The 18,231-nt window shown below is 69.5% G+C and carries 18 protein-coding genes; 6 read left to right on the top strand and 12 right to left on the bottom strand.

Annotated features, from left to right (window positions below):
- Positions 1-12: 12 nt before the first annotated feature.
- From ACIBTM_RS28075 to ACIBTM_RS28035, 9 genes are read right to left on the bottom strand one after another with little or no spacing between them, the layout of a single operon-like run.
- Entirely contained in the window at positions 13-1,506 is a 1,494-nt protein-coding gene (locus tag ACIBTM_RS28075) for a class I adenylate-forming enzyme family protein (protein ID WP_395880139.1), read from the bottom strand.
- On the bottom strand, positions 1,503-2,876 hold the full coding sequence (locus ACIBTM_RS28070; RefSeq protein WP_395880138.1) for a CoA transferase: 1,374 nt from the start codon (positions 2,874-2,876) through the stop codon (positions 1,503-1,505). The genes ACIBTM_RS28075 and ACIBTM_RS28070 overlap by 4 nt, the downstream gene beginning before the upstream one ends.
- The gene (locus tag ACIBTM_RS28065) at positions 2,873-3,664 is read right to left on the bottom strand and encodes a class I SAM-dependent methyltransferase (RefSeq protein ID WP_395880137.1); all 792 of its coding nucleotides are present in this window, start codon (positions 3,662-3,664) and stop codon (positions 2,873-2,875) included. Before ACIBTM_RS28065 ends, ACIBTM_RS28070 begins: the two co-directional genes overlap by 4 nt.
- On the bottom strand, positions 3,655-5,148 hold the full coding sequence (locus tag ACIBTM_RS28060; RefSeq protein ID WP_395880136.1) for a class I adenylate-forming enzyme family protein: 1,494 nt from the start codon (positions 5,146-5,148) through the stop codon (positions 3,655-3,657). The genes ACIBTM_RS28065 and ACIBTM_RS28060 overlap by 10 nt, the downstream gene beginning before the upstream one ends.
- On the bottom strand, positions 5,145-6,449 hold the full coding sequence (locus tag ACIBTM_RS28055) for a protoporphyrinogen/coproporphyrinogen oxidase (protein ID WP_395880135.1): 1,305 nt from the start codon (positions 6,447-6,449) through the stop codon (positions 5,145-5,147). The genes ACIBTM_RS28060 and ACIBTM_RS28055 overlap by 4 nt, the downstream gene beginning before the upstream one ends.
- Positions 6,446-7,369 carry a UbiA family prenyltransferase gene (locus ACIBTM_RS28050; RefSeq protein WP_395880134.1) on the bottom strand — a complete coding sequence of 308 codons (924 nt, stop codon included), beginning with the start codon at positions 7,367-7,369 and terminating at the stop codon, positions 6,446-6,448. The genes ACIBTM_RS28055 and ACIBTM_RS28050 overlap by 4 nt, the downstream gene beginning before the upstream one ends.
- On the bottom strand, positions 7,366-8,007 hold the full coding sequence (locus ACIBTM_RS28045; protein ID WP_395880133.1) for a class I SAM-dependent methyltransferase: 642 nt from the start codon (positions 8,005-8,007) through the stop codon (positions 7,366-7,368). Before ACIBTM_RS28045 ends, ACIBTM_RS28050 begins: the two co-directional genes overlap by 4 nt.
- Positions 8,007-9,128 (bottom strand): DegT/DnrJ/EryC1/StrS family aminotransferase, encoded by a 1,122-nt coding sequence (locus ACIBTM_RS28040; protein WP_395880132.1) that lies wholly within the window; start codon positions 9,126-9,128, stop codon positions 8,007-8,009. Before ACIBTM_RS28040 ends, ACIBTM_RS28045 begins: the two co-directional genes overlap by 1 nt.
- Positions 9,125-10,294, bottom strand: a complete 1,170-nt coding sequence (locus ACIBTM_RS28035) for a DegT/DnrJ/EryC1/StrS family aminotransferase (RefSeq protein WP_395880131.1) — start codon at positions 10,292-10,294, stop codon at positions 9,125-9,127. Before ACIBTM_RS28035 ends, ACIBTM_RS28040 begins: the two co-directional genes overlap by 4 nt.
- A 145-nt stretch (positions 10,295-10,439) precedes the next feature.
- Here ACIBTM_RS28035 and ACIBTM_RS28030 point away from each other — a divergent pair, with 145 nt between their 5' ends.
- Genes ACIBTM_RS28030 through ACIBTM_RS28005 form a run of 6 tightly spaced genes read left to right on the top strand, consistent with a single transcriptional unit; the run spans position 10,440 to position 15,805 of the window.
- A complete protein-coding gene (locus ACIBTM_RS28030; protein WP_395880130.1) occupies positions 10,440-11,459 on the top strand; it encodes an oxidoreductase in 1,020 nt (339 codons plus the stop codon).
- Positions 11,449-12,267: a sugar phosphate isomerase/epimerase family protein gene (locus ACIBTM_RS28025; RefSeq protein WP_395880129.1), complete on the top strand. Its 819-nt coding sequence runs from the start codon at positions 11,449-11,451 to the stop codon at positions 12,265-12,267. Before ACIBTM_RS28030 ends, ACIBTM_RS28025 begins: the two co-directional genes overlap by 11 nt.
- 23 nt (positions 12,268-12,290) lie before the next feature.
- Positions 12,291-13,484 (top strand): M20/M25/M40 family metallo-hydrolase, encoded by a 1,194-nt coding sequence (locus ACIBTM_RS28020; protein ID WP_395880128.1) that lies wholly within the window; start codon positions 12,291-12,293, stop codon positions 13,482-13,484.
- Positions 13,481-14,530, top strand: coding sequence for an Ldh family oxidoreductase (locus tag ACIBTM_RS28015; protein WP_395880127.1), 1,050 nt, complete (start codon positions 13,481-13,483; stop codon positions 14,528-14,530). Before ACIBTM_RS28020 ends, ACIBTM_RS28015 begins: the two co-directional genes overlap by 4 nt.
- Positions 14,527-15,465 carry a Gfo/Idh/MocA family protein gene (locus ACIBTM_RS28010; RefSeq protein WP_395880126.1) on the top strand — a complete coding sequence of 313 codons (939 nt, stop codon included), beginning with the start codon at positions 14,527-14,529 and terminating at the stop codon, positions 15,463-15,465. Before ACIBTM_RS28015 ends, ACIBTM_RS28010 begins: the two co-directional genes overlap by 4 nt.
- The gene (locus tag ACIBTM_RS28005) at positions 15,404-15,805 is read left to right on the top strand and encodes a DUF6917 domain-containing protein (protein ID WP_395880125.1); all 402 of its coding nucleotides are present in this window, start codon (positions 15,404-15,406) and stop codon (positions 15,803-15,805) included. Before ACIBTM_RS28010 ends, ACIBTM_RS28005 begins: the two co-directional genes overlap by 62 nt.
- Before the next feature lie 40 nt (positions 15,806-15,845).
- Here the strand turns inward: ACIBTM_RS28005 and ACIBTM_RS28000 are convergent, their stop codons facing one another.
- From ACIBTM_RS28000 to ACIBTM_RS27990, 3 genes are all read right to left on the bottom strand, one after another.
- Positions 15,846-16,382 (bottom strand): EF-hand domain-containing protein, encoded by a 537-nt coding sequence (locus ACIBTM_RS28000; RefSeq protein ID WP_395880124.1) that lies wholly within the window; start codon positions 16,380-16,382, stop codon positions 15,846-15,848.
- A 76-nt stretch (positions 16,383-16,458) separates the two neighbouring features.
- Positions 16,459-17,706 carry a nucleotide sugar dehydrogenase gene (locus ACIBTM_RS27995; RefSeq protein ID WP_395880123.1) on the bottom strand — a complete coding sequence of 416 codons (1,248 nt, stop codon included), beginning with the start codon at positions 17,704-17,706 and terminating at the stop codon, positions 16,459-16,461.
- A 35-nt stretch (positions 17,707-17,741) separates the two neighbouring features.
- On the bottom strand, positions 17,742-18,053 hold the full coding sequence (locus ACIBTM_RS27990) for a hypothetical protein (RefSeq protein ID WP_395880122.1): 312 nt from the start codon (positions 18,051-18,053) through the stop codon (positions 17,742-17,744).
- Between the last annotated feature and the right edge of the window lie 178 nt (positions 18,054-18,231).

Here is an 18,231-nt window from a genome sequence, read left to right as displayed (position 1 = left end):
GATTGGGGACGTTCAACGTCCCGAATCCTCCCCACTCACCGATACCGGCTCCGCCGATCGCCTCGCCGCGATCTCGGTCAGCGTGCGATGGCAGACCTTCCCGGTACGCCCCAGCGGAAGTTCGGGAAGCGCGATCAGGAATTCCGGCATCTTGGCGACGGCGAGGCCCTTCGCGGCAAGGAACGCCTTGAGCTCGGGCAAACTCACTGAGTGTCCATTCCGGACGGACACGCAGGCGCAGAGCCGTTCGCCCAGAACGATGTCCGGTACCGGGACGCAGGCGACCTCGCTGATCGCGGGATGGTCAGCCAGCGCGAGCTCCACCTCGGCCGGGCTGATGGTGTACCCGCCGCGGATCACGACCCGTTTACGCCTGCCGGTGACGTGGAGCCTGCCCTGGTCGTCGAACCGGCCGTCGTCCCCCGTCCGCACCCAGCCCCCGTCGAGCCGATACGCCGCGTCCAGCTCGGGCGCGCCCACGTAGCACAACGGTGTCATGGGGCCTCGCGCGCAGATCTCGCCGTCGACGATACGTACTTCGCAGACCGCGGGATCCGGGACGCCGACACCGTTTTCCGGCATCGTCGTATGGCAGTTGACCCCGTCCGAGGAGCCGTAGATGTCGATCATCTCCACGCCGAACCGCCGTCGGCAGGCGGCACGCGTCGAAGGGGGCAAAGTGTCGCCGCTCGACACGATGGCCACGAGCCCGGCGGTGTCCGCGGCCGCGGGGTGCTCGACCATGCGCCGCCACATCGCGGGCACACCGAACACGTGGGTCGGGCGGTGCTCGGCGATCAGCCGGAGGGCCGCGCCCGCGTCGAACCGGCGGGTCAAGACCAGCGTGCCGCCGAGACGGCAGAGTGTCACCGCGACACCGAACGAGCCGAACCCCGAGTTCAGTGAGACGAGGACCAGGTCCCGCGGTACCGCGGTCCCGCCGTGGACGGCACGGAGGTAGTTGGCCCGGCCACCGGCGAAGGCGTTGTGCGAGTAGGCGACCATTTTCGGTTCCGATTCCGAACCGGACGACACCAGGATCCGGGCCGGAGCGTCCGGGTGGGGACGGACGTGAGCGACGCGTCCCTGCTTCGACGAACCCGACACTGTTCCGTTCTCGATGACGAACCGGACGCCGGCGCGTTCGACGAGGCCGTCCGCCCCGCGTGGCAGGGGCAAGACCACGGCACCGAGCGCGAGGATCGCCAGTTCGGCGACCACCGCGTCCCGCCCGTCGGGTTCCCGCACTCCGACGATATCCGCCGAACCGCATCCGGCCGCCGCCAGCCGGACGGCCATCCCCCGCACCGCGACGTCCAGCATCGTGTAGTCGAGCGCGCCCTCTTCGTCGATCACGGCCGCGCGAAGCGGATGCCCGCGCACCCGGTCACGGAACAGCGAATACAGATCGCGGTCCGGGCAGTGTCCACGCCGGACCCATTCGCGGCGTACCCCGGCCGGCACGAGGTCGCGCAGGACCACCCCGGTCTCCGACACCCAGATCATGACGTGAATTCCCACGGCGACGCGACAAGCGCGCAGTCGGCCCGGACGAGTGCGCGGGAAAACCGCGGATCCGCGGCGAGTGCCGCGAGGTCGTCGCACACCGGTACCGACAAGGGGCGGTCGCATCGGTGGCGGGCACCCGCGTTGAGCTGGTACGCGGCGGACAGGAGTGACGAGGCGGCCCGCGTGGCGCCCTGCGCCAGGCCCGTCACGATCCCGTGCGCGCAGACGACTCCGCCGAACACGTCGACGATCGTCATCAGCGACGGCGGGACCCCCGCGTAGGCCTGTACGACGAAATCCGTGCCCACCGGTGGTTCCGGCCCCAGTTCCGTGCCCCACCCCGACGCGTGCGCGTACAGGATCCCCGGCCGGGCGCGCGCGAGATCGAGTGCGCTCAACGACCACTGCTCGGCCTTTCCCGGCGCCCAGTTGTGCAGGAACACGTCGGCCCCGGCGGCGAGTTCGAGCAGATGCCGTCTGCCGTCCGGTGTGCCCAGGTCGATTTCGACGACCTCCTTGCCGTCATTGAGCGCGCGGAACCTGGCCGAGGTGTGGCCGGCGATCGGCGGAACCCACCGCAGCGGATCACCGCCCGGCGGCTCGATCCTCAGCACCGTGGCGCCGAGAAGGCGTAACAGGTGACCCGCGAGCGGGCCCTGGACCCGGCGGCAGGATTCGAGTACGACCAAGCCGGACAACGGAAGCGGCTCCACCGCCCGGACCGGACGGTACCCGCGGCCCTCCCCGCTCACGACGAACGCGGGAGCCCGGTCGCCGGGCCGCCCGGCCGTCCGCACCAGCGTCATGCCCGTCAGGAGGGCGACCTGCTCCAGCTCTCCGATCGGTCGCGCGGCCAGAGCCGCCGTCAGCTGCGGCGGCAGTGGGCAGGTCGCGGTCGCGAACCGGTGCATGAACGGATGCCAGCCACTCGAAATCACTCGCGGACCGACTCCGAGCGTCGTCCAGAACCGTTGCCAGACCGCCGGTTCGAGTGTCTCGATCTCGAACGGGACACCGTCGGCCGCGCGGAAGGGCGGCCCGCCGGGGACGAACGGCTCCTGATGCTCGTCTTCGGTCGTCGCCGCCGCGAGATACTGGGAGATCGCCAGCAATGCCGCCTGCGCCATCGAAGTGGACACACCGCGCAGCGGGATGCCCCGGCCACGCGCGAGCTTCAGCGAGACGGCGCCCAGCGCGGAGAGCTCGGCCGCGAGGATGGACGCGTAGTCGAGACCGAGCCGGGTCGGCTCGCCGAAGCGCCGGCCGTGTACATGCATGATCCCGCAGGCGGCCTGGACGTCGAGCTCGCCGCCCAGCGGCAGGTCGACCGGCCCGGCCACCGTCACGGTGTCCAGCGCGGTGATCATCCGGGACGCCTGCCCCGCACGGAGTACACGACACACGACGACGCCCGGAACCCCGGATCCCTCATGACCGTACGTACTTCGGCGAGTTCGCCGTCGGTCATCCCCGCGGCGATCAACCGGTCCCGCAGGTGATACGTGTGGTGGATCAGCAACTCCAGACCGGGCGAACCGGCCCGCCACGGGAAGACCGCAGGCACCGGATCGACGTCGACCAGACCCGCGGCGACCATGGACGCGGCGGCGCGGCGGCCCCATGTGCCGTCCCCGCCCACCATGGAGAACGCCTTTTCCTTGGCCGCAAGGAAAGCCTCGTAAAGACTCGCGGCCCTCACGTCGGGTGCGAGTAGGACCGGGCCGTAGGAGATGTCGAACTCGTCGATCTGCATCCACCCGCCTGGCTTCAGCGCGCGAACCAGCTTACGGAGTACGGCCTCCCGCTCCGGCAGATGCTGCAACACCAACCGGGTGTGGACGAGGTCGAACCCGGCCTGAGGCAAGGGATCGTGGACGACGTCGTGCCGAAGGACGGTCAACCCGGGGGCGGGTGCGATATGGCCGGGTTTGATGTCGGTCGCCAGCACCGTGCCGGTCGGCGCCACCCTGGCGGCGAGCCACTGTGCCACACCGCTGCCACCCGCACCGACCTCCAGACAGGACCAGCCCGCCCCGACGCCGGTCCCCGCCAGCCGCGCGAAGGTGACCGGGTCGTACGCCGCGGAGAGGCAACGATGCTGCTCGACGGCGTGCCCGCTGTCGTTGTCGAACGCGTAGGCCGTGCTCACGTCCACCTTCCCGAACCGTTCGTTTCGGCCGTGCCGGTCAGCCGCGCCAGCAGTTCCATCCGCCGCACCTTCCCCGTCCCGGTTCTCGGGACTTCGTCCCACGAGAGCACCACGGGCTCCCCGAGCGGTGGCAGATCGAGCACCGCCTTCCGCCACTTCGCCGCGTCCAGCCCGGTATCGGTCACGACGACCGGGATCGGCGCGCGCCCGGCCGCGGACAGCACCACGCATTCGGCGATGGACGGGAGGCGGTCTTCGATCGCGTCCTCCACCGCGAGGCAGCTCATCCCGGGCACGGTGTCGACCTCACGATCGAGCAGCGTCACCGCGCCACCGCGATCCACCACGCCGAGATCACCGGTGTTCCACCACCGCCCGTACACCTTGGCCTCCCATCGGTCCTGTTCACCCACGTACGCCACGCATCGCGCGCGCGTGCGGGCCAGCAACAATCCGGCGGTGCCGCGCGGCACCGGTTCCGCCGTCTCCGGGTCGACGGCTCGCAGCCGGGCGAGCCCCGGCAACGGCCTGCCGAGATCGCGGGTGGTGTGCGCGGTCCGTCTCGTGAAGAACCGGAACGAGAGCGGCCCCGTCTCCGATTGGCCCCAGCCCTGCATCCACAGTGGACACTTCCGGCCGCTGGCGTGGAGCATCGTCCTGATCACCGGTGGGTGCACGGCGTCGTAGGTGCTGACGAACCTCCGTACCCGGAGGAACGGGTTCTCCGGCGAGTTCGCGAGTGGCCGCCAGCGCACGAACGCCGAAGGGAGGGCTTCGATGACGGTCGGCCGGTGACGCCCGAACATCGACGGGGCCGAGGAGGAATCGCTCAGTATCACGATCTCCCGCGGCGCGAGGCACAACGCCGACGCCGTCCAGCAGAAGGTCCGGCCGTGCGCGTACGCGCTGGCGTTGGCCAGCACGTCGTCGCGCCGGATACCGAGGACGGGCCAGCGGACCGCTTCCGGGCGCGCCAGCCGGTCGATGATCGTCCGTGTCGTGTGGACGACCAGCTTCGGTGTCCCGGTCGTCCCCGAGGTGTGGCAGATGACCAGCGGTTCGTCGGCGTGCCTCCGGTGCACCGCGGGCGGCGGCGCGGCGGCGAAGTCCTCGACGCGCAGGATCCGCTCCGCTCGCAGGGAAGGCCGGTCGGTGACCAGTACCGCCGGGCCGAGCCGGTCGAGCAGGAGATTCACGGTGTCGTCCGGCAGCAGACCGGACAGCTTCGCCGGAACGGCCCCGATCCGTACCGCGGCGCAGGCGAGCAGGTCGTAGTCCCAGTGACCGCGTTTGACGATGGCCACCCGGTCCCCCGGCCCCACCCCGGATTCGGACAACCACCCCGCGGCGTCCCGCACCAGCCTGGCGAGCTCGGCGACCGGGTAAGCCGTCCCGCGCTCCGGAGCGATGTCGAACGGCCGGTCGAGGTACACCCACGTCCGGGCGCCCGCGCACTCGTCGAACAACGTGCCCATGTCGTGCGGCCTCATCGAGCACCGCCCTCGCCCACCGGCTGCACGGCGCGGCCGGCCAGCCGTCGCGCCGCCCGCAGACCGGAGCGGACGGCCGCCTCGCTGCACGGGCTCAGGAACACCCAATCACCCGCGTAGTCGACGACGCCACGACCGAGGCCCGCCTCGAACCCGGCGCGCAAGGCCAGGGCCCGAGGTGTCGCCTCGGGCGACGCGTGGCGTACCCGCCGGACGATCGCACGGCGGGTCGCCGACCGCAGGCCGGGAACGAGCGGTTCGGCGGCGCCGGTCAACCGGCTCGCCACGTCCTCGTCGGCGGCGTCCAGCAGCTCCGGCACCACGTCCGGATGGGCCATGAGCGTCACCAGGCCGCGGCCCTCCGGCGCGCGGCCGGGATGTTTCAAATGGTCGAAGATGACCGTGGACACCGTGCCGTTCTCGGCGGTCGGCACCACCAGGGCGTAGTCGGGTCCACCGAGCGGGCGATCGAGAAGCAGATGCGCCTTGACCACCGGCGTGAACGAACACTCGCGGAGAAAGGCCGAACCGTGCCGAGGGTGGAGCCGGGCCGCCATCGGAGCGGGGACGGCCAGCACGACCGCTCGGGCGCTGATCTCCCGCGTGCCCCCGAGAACGCGCGCCGAGGAACCGTCGTCGACGACCTGATCGACGGAGAACCCCGTGCTGACCTCCGTTTTCGCGGCGAGGGCGCGGGCGAAGGTGTCCATCCCGTCGCGATACGCCCGCCACGTCGGCGGTGGACCCACCGCCGTGAGCAGCGCCAGCAGGGGCGCCGCGGCGGAACGAGCCGGATCCCAGCCGAAGAAGCCGGAGACGACCGGCTGCAACAGATAGTCCATCAGATCCGGGTGATGCGGTGCGGCGAACTCCGCGACGGTGGCCCCGCCCAGCCTCGAATCCTCCGGTCGTTCGGTGTCGAACGTGCCCCTGATCAGCCGTGCCGCGTCCAGCCGCGCCCGGAGGGACAATCCGGCTCCGGTGACCAACCCGCGCGTCTGCGCGACACCTGGCCTGGCCCTGCCGCGCCACATCGCGATGCCACGTCCGATCGGGGGCGCCGCGGCGGGACCGACGCCCAGTTCCGCCAGCAGCCGCCAGGTCTCCTCGTAGCCCCGCCCGGCCATCTGCTCGGCGCAGGTGTCGATCAGGTAGCCGTCCTCGCGCAGGGTCGTCATCCGGCCGCCGACCACGTCGGCCGCTTCGAAAACCCGCGCTTCACGCCCCGCCTTGCCCAGCTCGTACGCCGTGGTGAGCCCGGCGACGCCCGCGCCCACCACCGCCACGTCGACATCGGTCACGTGATCACCACCAGGTTCACCAGGACGAGCGTCAGCACGGTGAGCCGGTGGATCCTGATGCCGAGCATTCGCGCCCGCAGGATGTCCCCCACCGCGAAACCGAGCCACACCTGCCATCCGCGCGACACGATCGTGGGTGACAGCGCGAGGGGGAACCACCACGGGCCACCGAGTGCGGGTACGGCGAGGATCAGCGCGAGTTCGGCCGCCGACACGCCGATCACGAAGAACATGTTGCCCCGCGGCGAAGTCAAGGCGGCCACCGTCGGCCTGCCGACCCGGCGATCACCGTCGACGTCGTTGGTGTTGGAGTAGACGCCGAACAGCAGCGGCCCCAGGCCGAAGAGCAGTGCCTGTGCGAGCGCGAACCCGGTGAACTCGCCGGTCGCGAGGCCGTACGGCGCGAGGACCAGCGCCCAGCCGAGCGCCGCGATGAAGAACTCCTGGAAACCATGATAGCTGAGCTTCACTCCCCAGGAGTACTGCAACGAGAAGAAATACGTGACGACGATCAGCACGACAGTCCATAAAGGACTGTGCGGCGCGATCGCGATGGCCGTGAGCCACAGTGCCGCACCGACGACACCGGTCACCCAGGCGAACCGCAGCACCTGGTCCTCGTTCAGCGTTCCCGCCACCAGCGGCTTCCGGTATCGCTTGCGCCGCGCGTCGTCCGGCGAGTAGTTCGTGATGTCACTGCCGTCCCGGTAACCCGTGAGATCGTCCAGCGCGACCATCGCCGCGATCACGAACACCTCGCCGAGCAGGAAGACCCCGACGGTCGCCAAGACCCCCGGATCGAACCTCGACACCGGCGCCAGCAACGTCCACACCACGACCACGCCGAGGTAGTAGTCGACGATGTCGAGCTTCGCGAGCCTGAAGTACGCCTTGCCACGAGTGACGGCGAGGGTGGTCATCGCAGATCGTCCAAGGCGATCAACGCGGCGAACGACCGGTCGCCGCCATAATCCAGCTCACGTCGTTCGAGCAGTCGAGCGCCGGGCAGCAGGGCCAGGTACTCCTCCACGGTCCGCAATCTCGAGAACCGGCCGACCGGGATTTCCGCTTCCTCGTACTCGACCAGGACGAGATGCCGTGCCGCCGCGGCGATCGCCCCGCACGCGTCGGCGATCTCGTCGTCGTCCAGGACGTGCATCAGCACCCACACGCAGACGGCGACGTCGAATCGCTTGTCCTTCCAGGGAAGCCGTTGGACGGTCGTGCGCACGAAGTCCACTGTGGACAGATGCGCGCAGTTCTCCCTGGCCAGCGCGAGCATCCGCGGGGTCATGTCGATCGCCGTCAGCGCACGTGCGTGCGCCGCGATCGACGGAGTGAGCCTGCCCATCCCGCACCCGATCTCCAGCGCGGATCCCACCTCGCCGAGCGATTCCAGGTATGTCGTGACGAGCCGGATCGTGCGGGCGGTCGTCGCGGCCGCGAGTTCGGCGGGCTGGGAGGCGCGCATGACCCGGGTCAGCCCGGCCCGCTCCGCGCGTTTGCGCCACTCGTCGGCGACCTCGCTCGGCGCGGGGGTGTGGGTAACCTGCTGCATCACGGCTCCTTCGCGAATCGGCACACCGCGTCCGCGATGCGTTCCACCTGCCCGTCGGTCAACTGCGGGTAGATCGGGATGGCCAGCGTCCGCCGCGCGGCCAGCTCCGCCGCGGGCCACGTATCGTCCGGCCGGGTGTAAGGAGCGAACGCGGGTTGCCTCGGCAACGGCGCCGGGTAGTAGACGTGCGAGCCGATACCTCGCGCCGCGAGATGATCACGGAGTTCGTCCCTGCGCTCGCAGAGGAGTGAATAGACGTAGTAGCACCGCCCATCACCTGCCGGAGGCGGCGCGAGCACACCGCAGCCCGCCAGTTCGGCGAACCGTCCGGTGTAGTACTCGCCGATCCGTGCCCGGCGTTCGAGCCGTCGAGGCAACGTCGGGAGCCGGTACAGCTGGAACTCCGCCATGATCTCGTCGAACCGGCTGTTGTAACCGATGCGGTGATAGACGAACCTGGACTTGCCGTCCTGGCCGTGGTTGCGCAGCATCCGCACCGCCGAGCCGAGTCCGGCGTCACGGGTGACGACCATTCCTCCCTCACCCGGCATCCCGAACGTCTTGACCTGCACGAACGAGTAGACACCGGCGTCGCCCCACATCCCGGCGGGCGTGCCCGCGAGCATCCCGCCCTGGGCGACCGCGGAATCCTCCAGCAACCGCACACCCGCACCGGTGGCGATCCGGCGCAACTCCGGCATGTCCGCCATGACCGAGAACATGTGCGCCGGCATGATCACCTTGGTGCGCGGGGTGACCAGCCGGGCGACCGCGGCGGGATCGGCGACCATGGTCCACGGGTCGATGTCGGCGAACACCGGCGTCGCGCCGAGCAGGGCGGGCGCGGCCGCGAGCGGAGCGCATCCGAAGGCGGGCACGATCACCTCGTCCCCGGCACCGACGTCCATCGCGCGCAGTACCAGCGTCAGTGCCGAGGTTCCGCTGCCGCAAGCGACCGCGTCCGCGGCGCCGACCGAGTCACGGATGGCCGTTTCGAAGCGGGCCGTGCGCTCGCCGAGGATGAATTTCTGTTCCGGCGCGAGGCCGACCCGCTCGACGATGTCCAGCAGTTCGGCACGGTCGTCGTCGAAGAGATCCGTCGGGAAGAACGGCAGGGTCATCCTCGCCGCCCGTGGTAGAACGCGCGGATCGCGTCGCAGACCCGGTCGCAGTCCCCGGCGGGCATGTCCGGATACAGCGGCAGCGCGAGAGTGTGACGGCAGGCGCTCTCGGCGTTCGGGAAATCACCCTTCCGATAGCCGAGGCCGTCGAAGCAGGGCTGCAGGTGAAGCGGTGCCGGATAGTAGATCTCGGTCTCCACACCCATCGCCGACAGATGGGCCGCCAGGTCGTCCCTCGCGTCGACCTCGACCACGTAGACGTAGAACACGCTGTCCGGCCTGATCACCGGCAGTTCGCGCACGCCGTCCACTCCCGCGAGCCCTTCGCCGTACCGGGACGCCAGTTCCGCGCGCCGGGCGATGTCGCTGTCGAGCCTGGTGAGCTTCGAGAGGAGGACGGCGGCCTGGATGTCGTCCATCTTGCTGTTCACGCCGGGCAGGCCGGTCGCCGTCGAGATCGCGGGGAAGTTCGCGATCGTGGCGCCGAAGCGGCCGTGGTGACGGAGCGCGTCGGCGGTCGCGGCGATCCGGGCGTCGTCGGTGAGCACGGCGCCGGCGTCACCGAGCGCGCCCAGTGTCTTCGTCGGGAAGAACGACAGCACACCGCCCGCGCCGAACAGGCCGGCGTGCGTGCCGCGGTGACGCATGCCGATGGCCTCCGCGCTGTCCTCGACCACCGTGAGGCCGAGGCGCCGCGCGACGCGGAGAACACCGTCGATGTCCGCGAGCCGGGAGAACAGATGCGTCGGCATGACGAACCGGGTGCGCTCCCCGGCGGCGTCCGCCACCGCGGCGGGGTCGATGCCGTACCCGTCCGGCTCGATGTCGGCGAAGACCGGCGTGCCGCCCGCGAGCACGACCGAGGTCGCCGTCGCCCCGAACGAGAAGGCGGGGACGATCACCTCCCCGCCGGATTCCAGCCCCGCCGCCCTCAGCAGCAGGACGAGCGCGTCCGTTCCGCTGTTCACCCCGACGACGAATCTCGCGCCGGTGTACGAGGCCAGCTCGGACTCGAGTTCGGCCACCTTGGCACCATGCGAATACTTGCCATTTTCGATCACGTCGAGAATATGTCGCCTGGTGCCGGTCCACGTTCGCTCGAATGTGGCCGTTTGATTGAAGAAAGACACCGACAGTGTACCCACCTCCGGTGGTGTAGGAAGCATTTCCGAGCGTAGGACAGGCAATCCGCTCGCCCGGCAGGTTCGCACTTCCTGGTCAACCCGGGGCCGAACTGTTGACAGTCGATCTTGGCGATGTCAGTTTCGAATTGGATTTCTTCATTGCGAAACTCGAGGAGCGGGCTCACCAGTGCGTTCATTCGTCGTGGGACTCGGCCGGGCCGGCGCGGGTCTGCATCTCCCCGTCTTGGCCAAACTCCGTGAACGGAACCCGCGGCTCTTCGACGACCATCCCGTGGTGGCTTGCGAACCGAGGGAGACCGTCACGTCCCGGCCAGGTCTCGTGGTCGAGCCGACCCTCCACGCCGCGGCCGACGGTCTCCGTCCCGCCGACACGATCGTGCACGTCTGCACGCCACCAACCCAGCGTCTGGCGGTGCTCTCCGATCTCGCCGCCCTCGGCTTCCGCAAAATGATCGTGGAGAAGCCCCTCACGACCGACATCGACGACCTCGCCCGGATCGTCCGCCTGCGCCGCAAGCACAAACTGCATATCGAGGTCGTCGAACCCTGGCTCGCCAGCAGCCTCACGGCGCGGCTGGTCGAACTCATCCGCGGTGGCCGGTTCGGCGCCGCCAAGTCGATCGACATCGTGCAGAACAAGCCGAGATTCCGCCGGTCGCTCGTCCGGCCCGGCCACCCGACCGCCTTCGACGTCGAACTGCCGCACGGGGTCGCGCTCGCGCTGCGGCTCGCGGGCGCCGCACGGGTCACCCACGCGTCCGGAACCGATCTCGAGGTCGAGGGCAACATCGGCCCGCGGATGGGCGGGGCCGTCGTCGGCCTCCGGCACAACTCGGGTGTCCACACGGAGATCCGCTCGGACCTCACCTCCCCGGTACGCGAGCGGCGGGTCACCGTCGAGTTCGAGCAGGGCAGCGCGGTCGGGCACTTCGCGGTGAGCGGCGACGACCATCACTCGCAGTTGACGCTGCGTTCGAACGGCCGGTCCGAGCATGTCGTGCTGCGGGACGACGCCATGACGGAATGGATGTTCGAGGCCTACCGGAAGCTCCAGCTGGACGGGGAACAGACCCAGGGGTTCACCTTCGCCACCGAGGTGGTGCGGCTGCTGTCGGTGGCCAAGAACATCTGCGCGGAACCGGTCACCAGCCCGGAGCCGGACGCGGTGGCGACCCATGCCGGATGACCCGGTGCTCGCCGGCATCACGGACGAGGCGGCGTACGACATCGGTGGCCAGCTCTCGGTGCTCGACGCACTGGGCTGGAAGGCGATCGAACTGCGCACGGTCGACAGGGAAGCCGTCGCCGACCTCACCGACGAACGGTTCGACGCCGTCGCGACCGCCTTGGCGGACAGCGGTGTGCGCGTGGTCTGCCTGGCGTCCCGGATCGGCAGCTGGGCTCGCCCGGCAGGCACCGATTTCCGGCTCGATCTCAGCGAGCTCGACGTGCTCGCCCGACGGGCTCGGGCGATCGGCACCGGCTACCTGAGAATCATGTCCTATCCCCATGACGGGCTGAGTGATCCCTCCTGGCGCGCGCTGGCCATCGAGAGGATCACCGTTCTCGCCGAACGGGCCGCGCGCCAGGGGGTGACGCTGCTTCACGAGAACTGCTCGGGCTGGGCGGGCACGAAGGCCGAGCGCATGCTCGACCTGCTGGACGAGGTCGCGAGCCCGGCGCTGAAGCTGTTGTTCGACACCGGCAACGGGGTCGCCCACGGCTACGACGGGTTCGATCTGCTCGCCGACATCGTCGGCCACGTCGAACACGTACACGTCAAGGACGCCGACGAACGTGGATTCACGCTTCCCGGCCAAGGCGCCGCGCGGGTCGCCGACTGCGTGAAACTCTTGCGAGCCAACGGATACCAGGGAGCCTGGTCGCTGGAACCGCATCTCGCGATCGCACCGCACGAACAAGGGGTACTGGCGGACGGCGCGGCGGCCGCGTTCGTCGCCGCGGGCAGGGCGATGGCCGGACTGCTCCGGTGATCCCCGGGGATCGGAGCCTGCTGATGAAGCTGCTCGACCTCCCGACGGCCGGGCCGCTCGAGACGGCGGGCGAAGTCCGCCTGTGGGACGCGATGCGCACCTACGCCGACGCCGCCACCGACATCGGTTTCGACGTCCTGCGGTTCGCCGCCCCGGACCCGTCGGTGCTGGACCGTCCGGGTGTTCCCCACCTGCTCCGCGAGGCCGGGCCCGGATTCCTCACCTGCCAGCCGAGCCTCGTGCTGCGGATCGGCCCCGCCGCTCCCGCCGTCATGTTCAACGTGCACCTCGACACGGTCGCCCCGTTCGAACCGGCCGGTTTCGACGGGACCAGGTTCGTCGGCCGCGGCGCGATCGACGCCAAGGGGCCCGCCGTGGCCCTGCTGGCCGGTGTCCGGGCCGCACTGGCGGCGGAGCCGTCGGTCGGCCGGAACGTCGGTGTCCTCATCCAGGCAGTCTCCGGCGAAGAGGGCGGGGCGATGGGCACCTTCGGGACACGGCCGCTCGTCGAAGCGGGATTCCACGGCGAGCTCAACATCTTCTGTGAGCCGACCGGACTGCGGTACCTCCCCCGGTGCTCGGCGTCGATGACCGCGTGCGTGCGAGTGGACGGCGACGACGCCATCGACGACGAACCGCACCGTGGGCACAACGCGACGGTCCTGCTCGGTTTCCTCGCCCAGCACCTGGCGGACGACCTGCCGGAGCACGGTCGGGTCTGCGTGGCGGGCCTGTACACGGGGCGAATGCACAACAGGGTCTACGGCCGCGGCGAACTTCTGCTCAACATTTCCTACGACTCGCCGGAAGCGGCGGCGAAGATGGCCTCGGCACTGGAGGACGGACTGAGGACCGGCATCACCGCGTTCGAGGCCCGGTTCCGGCGGTCCCCGGCTTTCGCCCGCACCGCGACGGACGCGGCGAGGATCACCGGCCTGCGCTGGCTGAAACGCGACCTGCCGGCGCTACCGGCGCAGGACATCCCGCTGCTGGACGCGGTCGTTCCCCGCTGGCCGGACGACGAGCCGGGGTTCACGTGCGACGCCCTGTGGCTCGCCGGCGTTCCCGGCACCAAGACGGCCGTTCTCGGACCCGGTTCGCTGGGAGCGAACAACGCGCACTCGCGCGGGGAATACGCCGATGTCGAAGAACTCGACCGGTTCAGCGATCTCGTCCGCGAGATCGTCGTGCGATTCGGCCGCGACGGAGGAGCATGACCGTGCTGGTGCCCTATCCCGTTCTTCTTTCCCTGGTCGTCGGGATCTTCGTGGACCGAGGGGTTCCCGAAGACCGGGCGGCGATCGCCGCGACCGCGTTGTGCCACGGTGACCTGACCGGGGTGACCTCGCACGGCCTCGTGAACCTGACCAGGCTGTACCTGCCTCTGCTCGATCAAGGACGCGCCGAGCCGAAGGCGGACATGGCCGTCGAGACCGACCTCGGCGCGTGCGTCCTCGCCGACGCCCGTCGCACACTCGGGTTGTGGTCGGCGTCGCAGGCGATGGAACTGGCGTGTGCCAGGGCTTCACGACACGGCATCGGCATGGTCTCGCTGCGCGGGGCGACCCATATCGGCTGCGCCGGCCACCACGCCGCGCGTGCCGTCACGCACGGCATGATCGGCCTCGTCGCTTCGAACTGCGGCGGACAGCGCATCGCCCCGCCGCCCGGCGGCACGGCCGCGATGCTCGGCACGAACCCGCTCGCGCTGGCCTGCCCCGCCGGCGGCGCGCATCCGTTCGTCCTCGACATGAGCACCACCGTCGTGCCGACCGGCCGGATCCGTGCCGCGGCACGGGAAGGCAGGGAGATCCCGCCGGGCTGGCTCGCCGCCGACGACGGTTCACCGGTGACCGATCCCGCCGCGTTCGACCGGGGCGAAGCGCATCTGCAATGGCTGGGTGGCGGTCCCGAAACCGGCGCCTACAAGGGATTCGGGCTCGGCCTGCTCGTCGAGGTACTCGGTGCCCTGGTGCCCGGCGCCATGCTCGGCGCGACCTCCGCCGACGGGAACCGCGACGACGACATCGGGGTGCTGGCGCTCGCGATCGCTCCGGACGTCCTGCGCAGCGGATTCGCTGTCGACGCGTCCGCGCTCTTCACCGCGGTGCGGGGCTGGCCCGCCCGCGATCCCGCGGTCCCGGTCGTCTATCCCGGCTGGTACGAGGGTGAGCGCGCGACCCACCGCCGCGCGCACGGCGTGCCCGTGGCCGACGCGGTCTACCGGGAACTCCGCACCGCGGCGGAGAGGACGGCGAGGTGATCCGGGTCGGTGTCGTGGGGCTCGGCGTCATCTCGCGGTTCTACCTCTCCGCGGTCGACCGGTCGCCGGCCTTCGACCTCGCGGCGGTCTGCGATCTCGATCCGGCGGAGCTTGCGAAAAGCACTGTGCCCGGCTACCGCGACCATCGGGAGATGCTCGCCGCCGGAGGGCTCGACGCGGTGATCGTCACGGCACCGAACGACGTGCACGCCCCCGTGTGCCGGGACGTGCTGGACGCGGGCCTGCCCGTGTGCGTGGAGAAGCCGATCGCCACGAGCCTCCTCGACGGCGAAGACCTCGTGGAGCGGGCGGAGCGCCGGGACGTCGCTCTGTTCACGGCTTTCCACCGGAGGTACAACAGCAATGTGCGCGCGTTGCGCGAGCGGATCGCGGGCGGGCCACCGATCGATTCCCTGACGGTGCGCTACCTGGAGCGGATCGAAGAGCACGTCGGCGGTGATCGCTGGTACCTCGACGCGGCCCGATGCGGCGGCGGGTGCGTGGCGGACAACGGACCGAACGCCCTCGACCTCGTCCAGTTGTTCCTCGGCACGCTGACCCTGCGGGACGCCCGGATCAGCCGTGACGCGGACGGCATCGACCAGCAGGCGACGCTGGTGCTCGAAGGCGCGGTCGTCGAACTCGACTGGTCGTTTCCCGGGGAGGTCAAGGACGTCGAGGTCCGGCTGGCGGACGGCACGATCCTGTACGCCGACCTGCTCGGCGGCTACCCGGGGTTCAAGGAATCGCTGTGGCACGAGTACGACGGGTTGCTGCACGAGTTCGAGGACGCCGTGCGCAAGGGCGGGGCCTGGCATGACAACGGCCTGACCGCGCTGTCCATAGTGGACGATTGTTACCGGAGGGAGAACGATGCGGGAAGACGGGCCGAAGCGGGAGATCATCGGCACGGTGGTGAAGGTGCTGGTACATGAGCGTGACGACCGGGGCATGAGTCTCGAACCGTTCGCCAGCCGGTGCGTTCGCGCCGGCGAGGTACACGAACTCGTGACGACCAGCCACGACGACACGGAGCCGGGCGCACGCATCGACCACGTCGGCTTCCTCGGATTCGCCGAGATCGCCCGGGCCGGCGTGATCGACAGAGGCGACGAAGTGTGGATCGGCGGCGAACTCGTCGGCACCGTCCTCGGCTTCGACGGCTGCCATTTCCCCAACCACTACAACATTCTCATCCACACCGCGCTGCCGGTCACCGGTGAAGGGATCGGCTTGAAGCCGGAGCGGGAGGTCTGCTTCCGGGGCCGGTGGTGAGTGGCTCCCCGGCGCGGGCGAGCCACTCACCACCGCGCGGTCACTTACCCAGCAGTGGCACGTCGCTCTTGCCGAGGTGGTAATCGCGCACCGCGTGCACGAGTTCGTCGACGGTCAGCTTTCCGTTGCCGTTCACATCGATGGCCCGGAACGCCGGGGCCACGGCCGAGGCTTCGACCCCGATGGCTTGCAGCCACTTGGCGAACTCCGACTGGTCGACCTCGCCATCGCCGTCGGTGTCGCACAGGCCGACGATCGCCGAAATGGTCGGGCGGACCACCCGGGAGAATCCCGCGTCGCCTTCCTGGAAGATCTGCGCTTCGATCACCTCGGTGAACTGCCGCTCGTTCAACGAGCCGTTCGGGCCGACGCCCGCCTGGTCGGCCAGAAACTCGAACATCGTCACGAACGAGTCCTTCACCGCTCGCGCCTGTGGTGACGTCGGAGTCTCGCCGAACGCAGCGATGATCCTCGTGGCCTCGGCCTCGAAGTCGGACTTCTCGATCCTGCCGTTGCCGTTGACGTCCCACTTCTCGAAACGCTTCTTGAGCCTGTCGTTCTTGATCGCCGTGGTCATTCGTGCACTCTCCTTTTCGCGGAAGCTCGGAAGAATTGCGGTACGCGCCTGCCCTGCTCTCGACCAGGCAGAACGTTCAGAGCCGGACGACCTCCTTTCCGGGAACCTGTCCCGTCACGTCGAACAGCAACCTGGCCGTCGAGGCCAGGAGTCCGTGGTCGTAGGCGCGATGCGCCACCAGCAGTACGGCGACATCCGCGGTGCGGAGCGTCGCGCCGAGATCGGCCACCGGCGGCCCCAGTTCGGGCACGGCCTCCGCCACCGGATCGTGGTAGGACAGGTCCGCTCCGAGCGCTCGCAGCCGAAGGGCGATCCGGATGGCGGCGGACTCGCGGGTGTCCGGCACGTCCGCCTTGTACGAGACACCGAGCAGCAGCACTTTCGCGCCTCGCAACGGCTTTCCGTGTTCGGCGAGCAGCCGGGTCACGCGTTCGACCACGTGCTCCGGCATCCGGTCGTCCACGAGCCGGGCGGCGTGCACCACGCCGAGCAGGGCTCCTTCCCGCTCGGCCTTGTCCAGCAGGTATTTGGGATCGACCGGGATGCAATGCCCGCCGACTCCCGGCCCCGGCACGAACGGCGTGAAGCCGAACGGTTTGGTCGCCGCGCAGTGCATCACGTCCCACACGTCGACGCCGATCCGGTCGCAGAAGATCGCGATCTCGTTGACCAGCGCGATGTTCACGTAGCGGTAGGTGTTCTCCAGCAGCTTGGCCATCTCCGCTTCCCTGGTGCCACGCGCGATCACCACGGTGTCGACGAAGCGCTCGTAGAACTCCGCACAACGTTTCGCGCAGGACGGGGTGTGCCCGCTGATCACCTTCGGCGTGTTCCTGATGCCGAACCGTCTGTTCCCGGGGTCGACCCGCTCAGGCGAATAAGCGAGCGAGAAGTCGGTTCCCGCTGTCAGACCACGCTTTTCGAGGATCGGCCGGACGATCTCATCGGTGGTGCCCGGAAAACTCGTCGACTCGATGATCACCATCATGCCCGGCGACAAACGCTCGGCGACCGTCTCCACCGCGCGGCGCACGGCGGTCAGATCCGGCCCGCCCGCCGTGGTCAGCCCGGTCGGCACGCACAGCACGATCGTCTCCGCGCCACCGAGGACATCGGGGTCGGTCGTCACCGTGAAACCGTTCTCCCGCATGGCCCGTAACCGGCTCGCGGACACGTCGGGCACATGTGGCCTGCCCGCGGCGACCTCGGCCGCCACCCGGGGCGAAGTGTCGTATCCGATCACCGACAACCCCGCCCCGCCAACGGCTTCCGCCAACGGCAGCCCGACGTAGCCGACTCCCACTACGACAACGTCGATAGACACGTGAGCCTTCTCAGTCTCTTCGCCGCACGAAACGGTCAACGGGTGACCGAGAAGGAGCCGCTGCCCGCTGCGACATGGGAGCCGAACCCTTGCCCGACCACAAGGCCCGGTGTCACGCAGAACGGATCCGCGTGAACGACCACTTCCGAAGAGCTCTGGTTGACCAGAACGTGTGCGGCGATGGGAAGTTTGTTACAGCCTTCGGGGTTTCTGTAGGTGTCCACGCGCTGGAATTCGGTCGAGAAGACGACCACATTGCCCGCTGCCGCCAGTGCGGGCGGACTCGGCACGATCAGTAGTGCTCCCACGGATGCCGCGCTCAACACCGCGGCGACAAGTCGATTCATCGTATGCCTCCACATCCAAGATCACGACTTCTCTCCGCACGCTAACAGTCACTCCGTGTCAAACTTTCCCAGCGGCGGATCTTCACGCGCGCAGGTTGCGGCCGCCCGGACGGGGTCATCCGGATGGCGGCGTCAAGCGCTCCCTGTGTGACGGTGGAGAACAGGCCGTTCACATGAA

This window comes from Amycolatopsis sp. NPDC049868 (assembly GCF_044461365.1).
Taxonomy (GTDB): Bacteria; Actinomycetota; Actinomycetes; order Mycobacteriales; family Pseudonocardiaceae; genus Amycolatopsis.
The sequence above is the reverse complement of the archived record's forward strand: the minus strand, read 5'-3'. Positions and strand labels throughout refer to the sequence as shown.

Bases quoted from the DNA above. Each gene is read 5' to 3' on its own strand.
- ACIBTM_RS27990 (WP_395880122.1), bottom strand. From the start codon at position 18,053: ATGAATCGACTTGTCGCCGCGGTGTTGAGCGCGGCATCCGTGGGAGCA.
- ACIBTM_RS28040 (WP_395880132.1), bottom strand. From the start codon at position 9,128: ATGACCCTGCCGTTCTTCCCGACGGATCTCTTCGACGACGACCGTGCC.
- ACIBTM_RS28050 (WP_395880134.1), bottom strand. From the start codon at position 7,369: ATGACCACCCTCGCCGTCACTCGTGGCAAGGCGTACTTCAGGCTCGCG.
- ACIBTM_RS28015 (WP_395880127.1), top strand. From the start codon at position 13,481: ATGACCGTGCTGGTGCCCTATCCCGTTCTTCTTTCCCTGGTCGTCGGG.
- ACIBTM_RS28020 (WP_395880128.1), top strand. From the start codon at position 12,291: ATGAAGCTGCTCGACCTCCCGACGGCCGGGCCGCTCGAGACGGCGGGC.
- ACIBTM_RS28045 (WP_395880133.1), bottom strand. From the start codon at position 8,007: ATGCAGCAGGTTACCCACACCCCCGCGCCGAGCGAGGTCGCCGACGAG.
- ACIBTM_RS28000 (WP_395880124.1), bottom strand. From the start codon at position 16,382: ATGACCACGGCGATCAAGAACGACAGGCTCAAGAAGCGTTTCGAGAAG.
- ACIBTM_RS28005 (WP_395880125.1), top strand. From the start codon at position 15,404: ATGCGGGAAGACGGGCCGAAGCGGGAGATCATCGGCACGGTGGTGAAG.
- ACIBTM_RS28060 (WP_395880136.1), bottom strand. From the start codon at position 5,148: ATGAGGCCGCACGACATGGGCACGTTGTTCGACGAGTGCGCGGGCGCC.
- ACIBTM_RS28025 (WP_395880129.1), top strand. From the start codon at position 11,449: ATGCCGGATGACCCGGTGCTCGCCGGCATCACGGACGAGGCGGCGTAC.
- ACIBTM_RS28070 (WP_395880138.1), bottom strand. From the start codon at position 2,876: ATGATCACCGCGCTGGACACCGTGACGGTGGCCGGGCCGGTCGACCTG.
- ACIBTM_RS28075 (WP_395880139.1), bottom strand. From the start codon at position 1,506: ATGATCTGGGTGTCGGAGACCGGGGTGGTCCTGCGCGACCTCGTGCCG.
- ACIBTM_RS28035 (WP_395880131.1), bottom strand. From the start codon at position 10,294: ATGCTTCCTACACCACCGGAGGTGGGTACACTGTCGGTGTCTTTCTTC.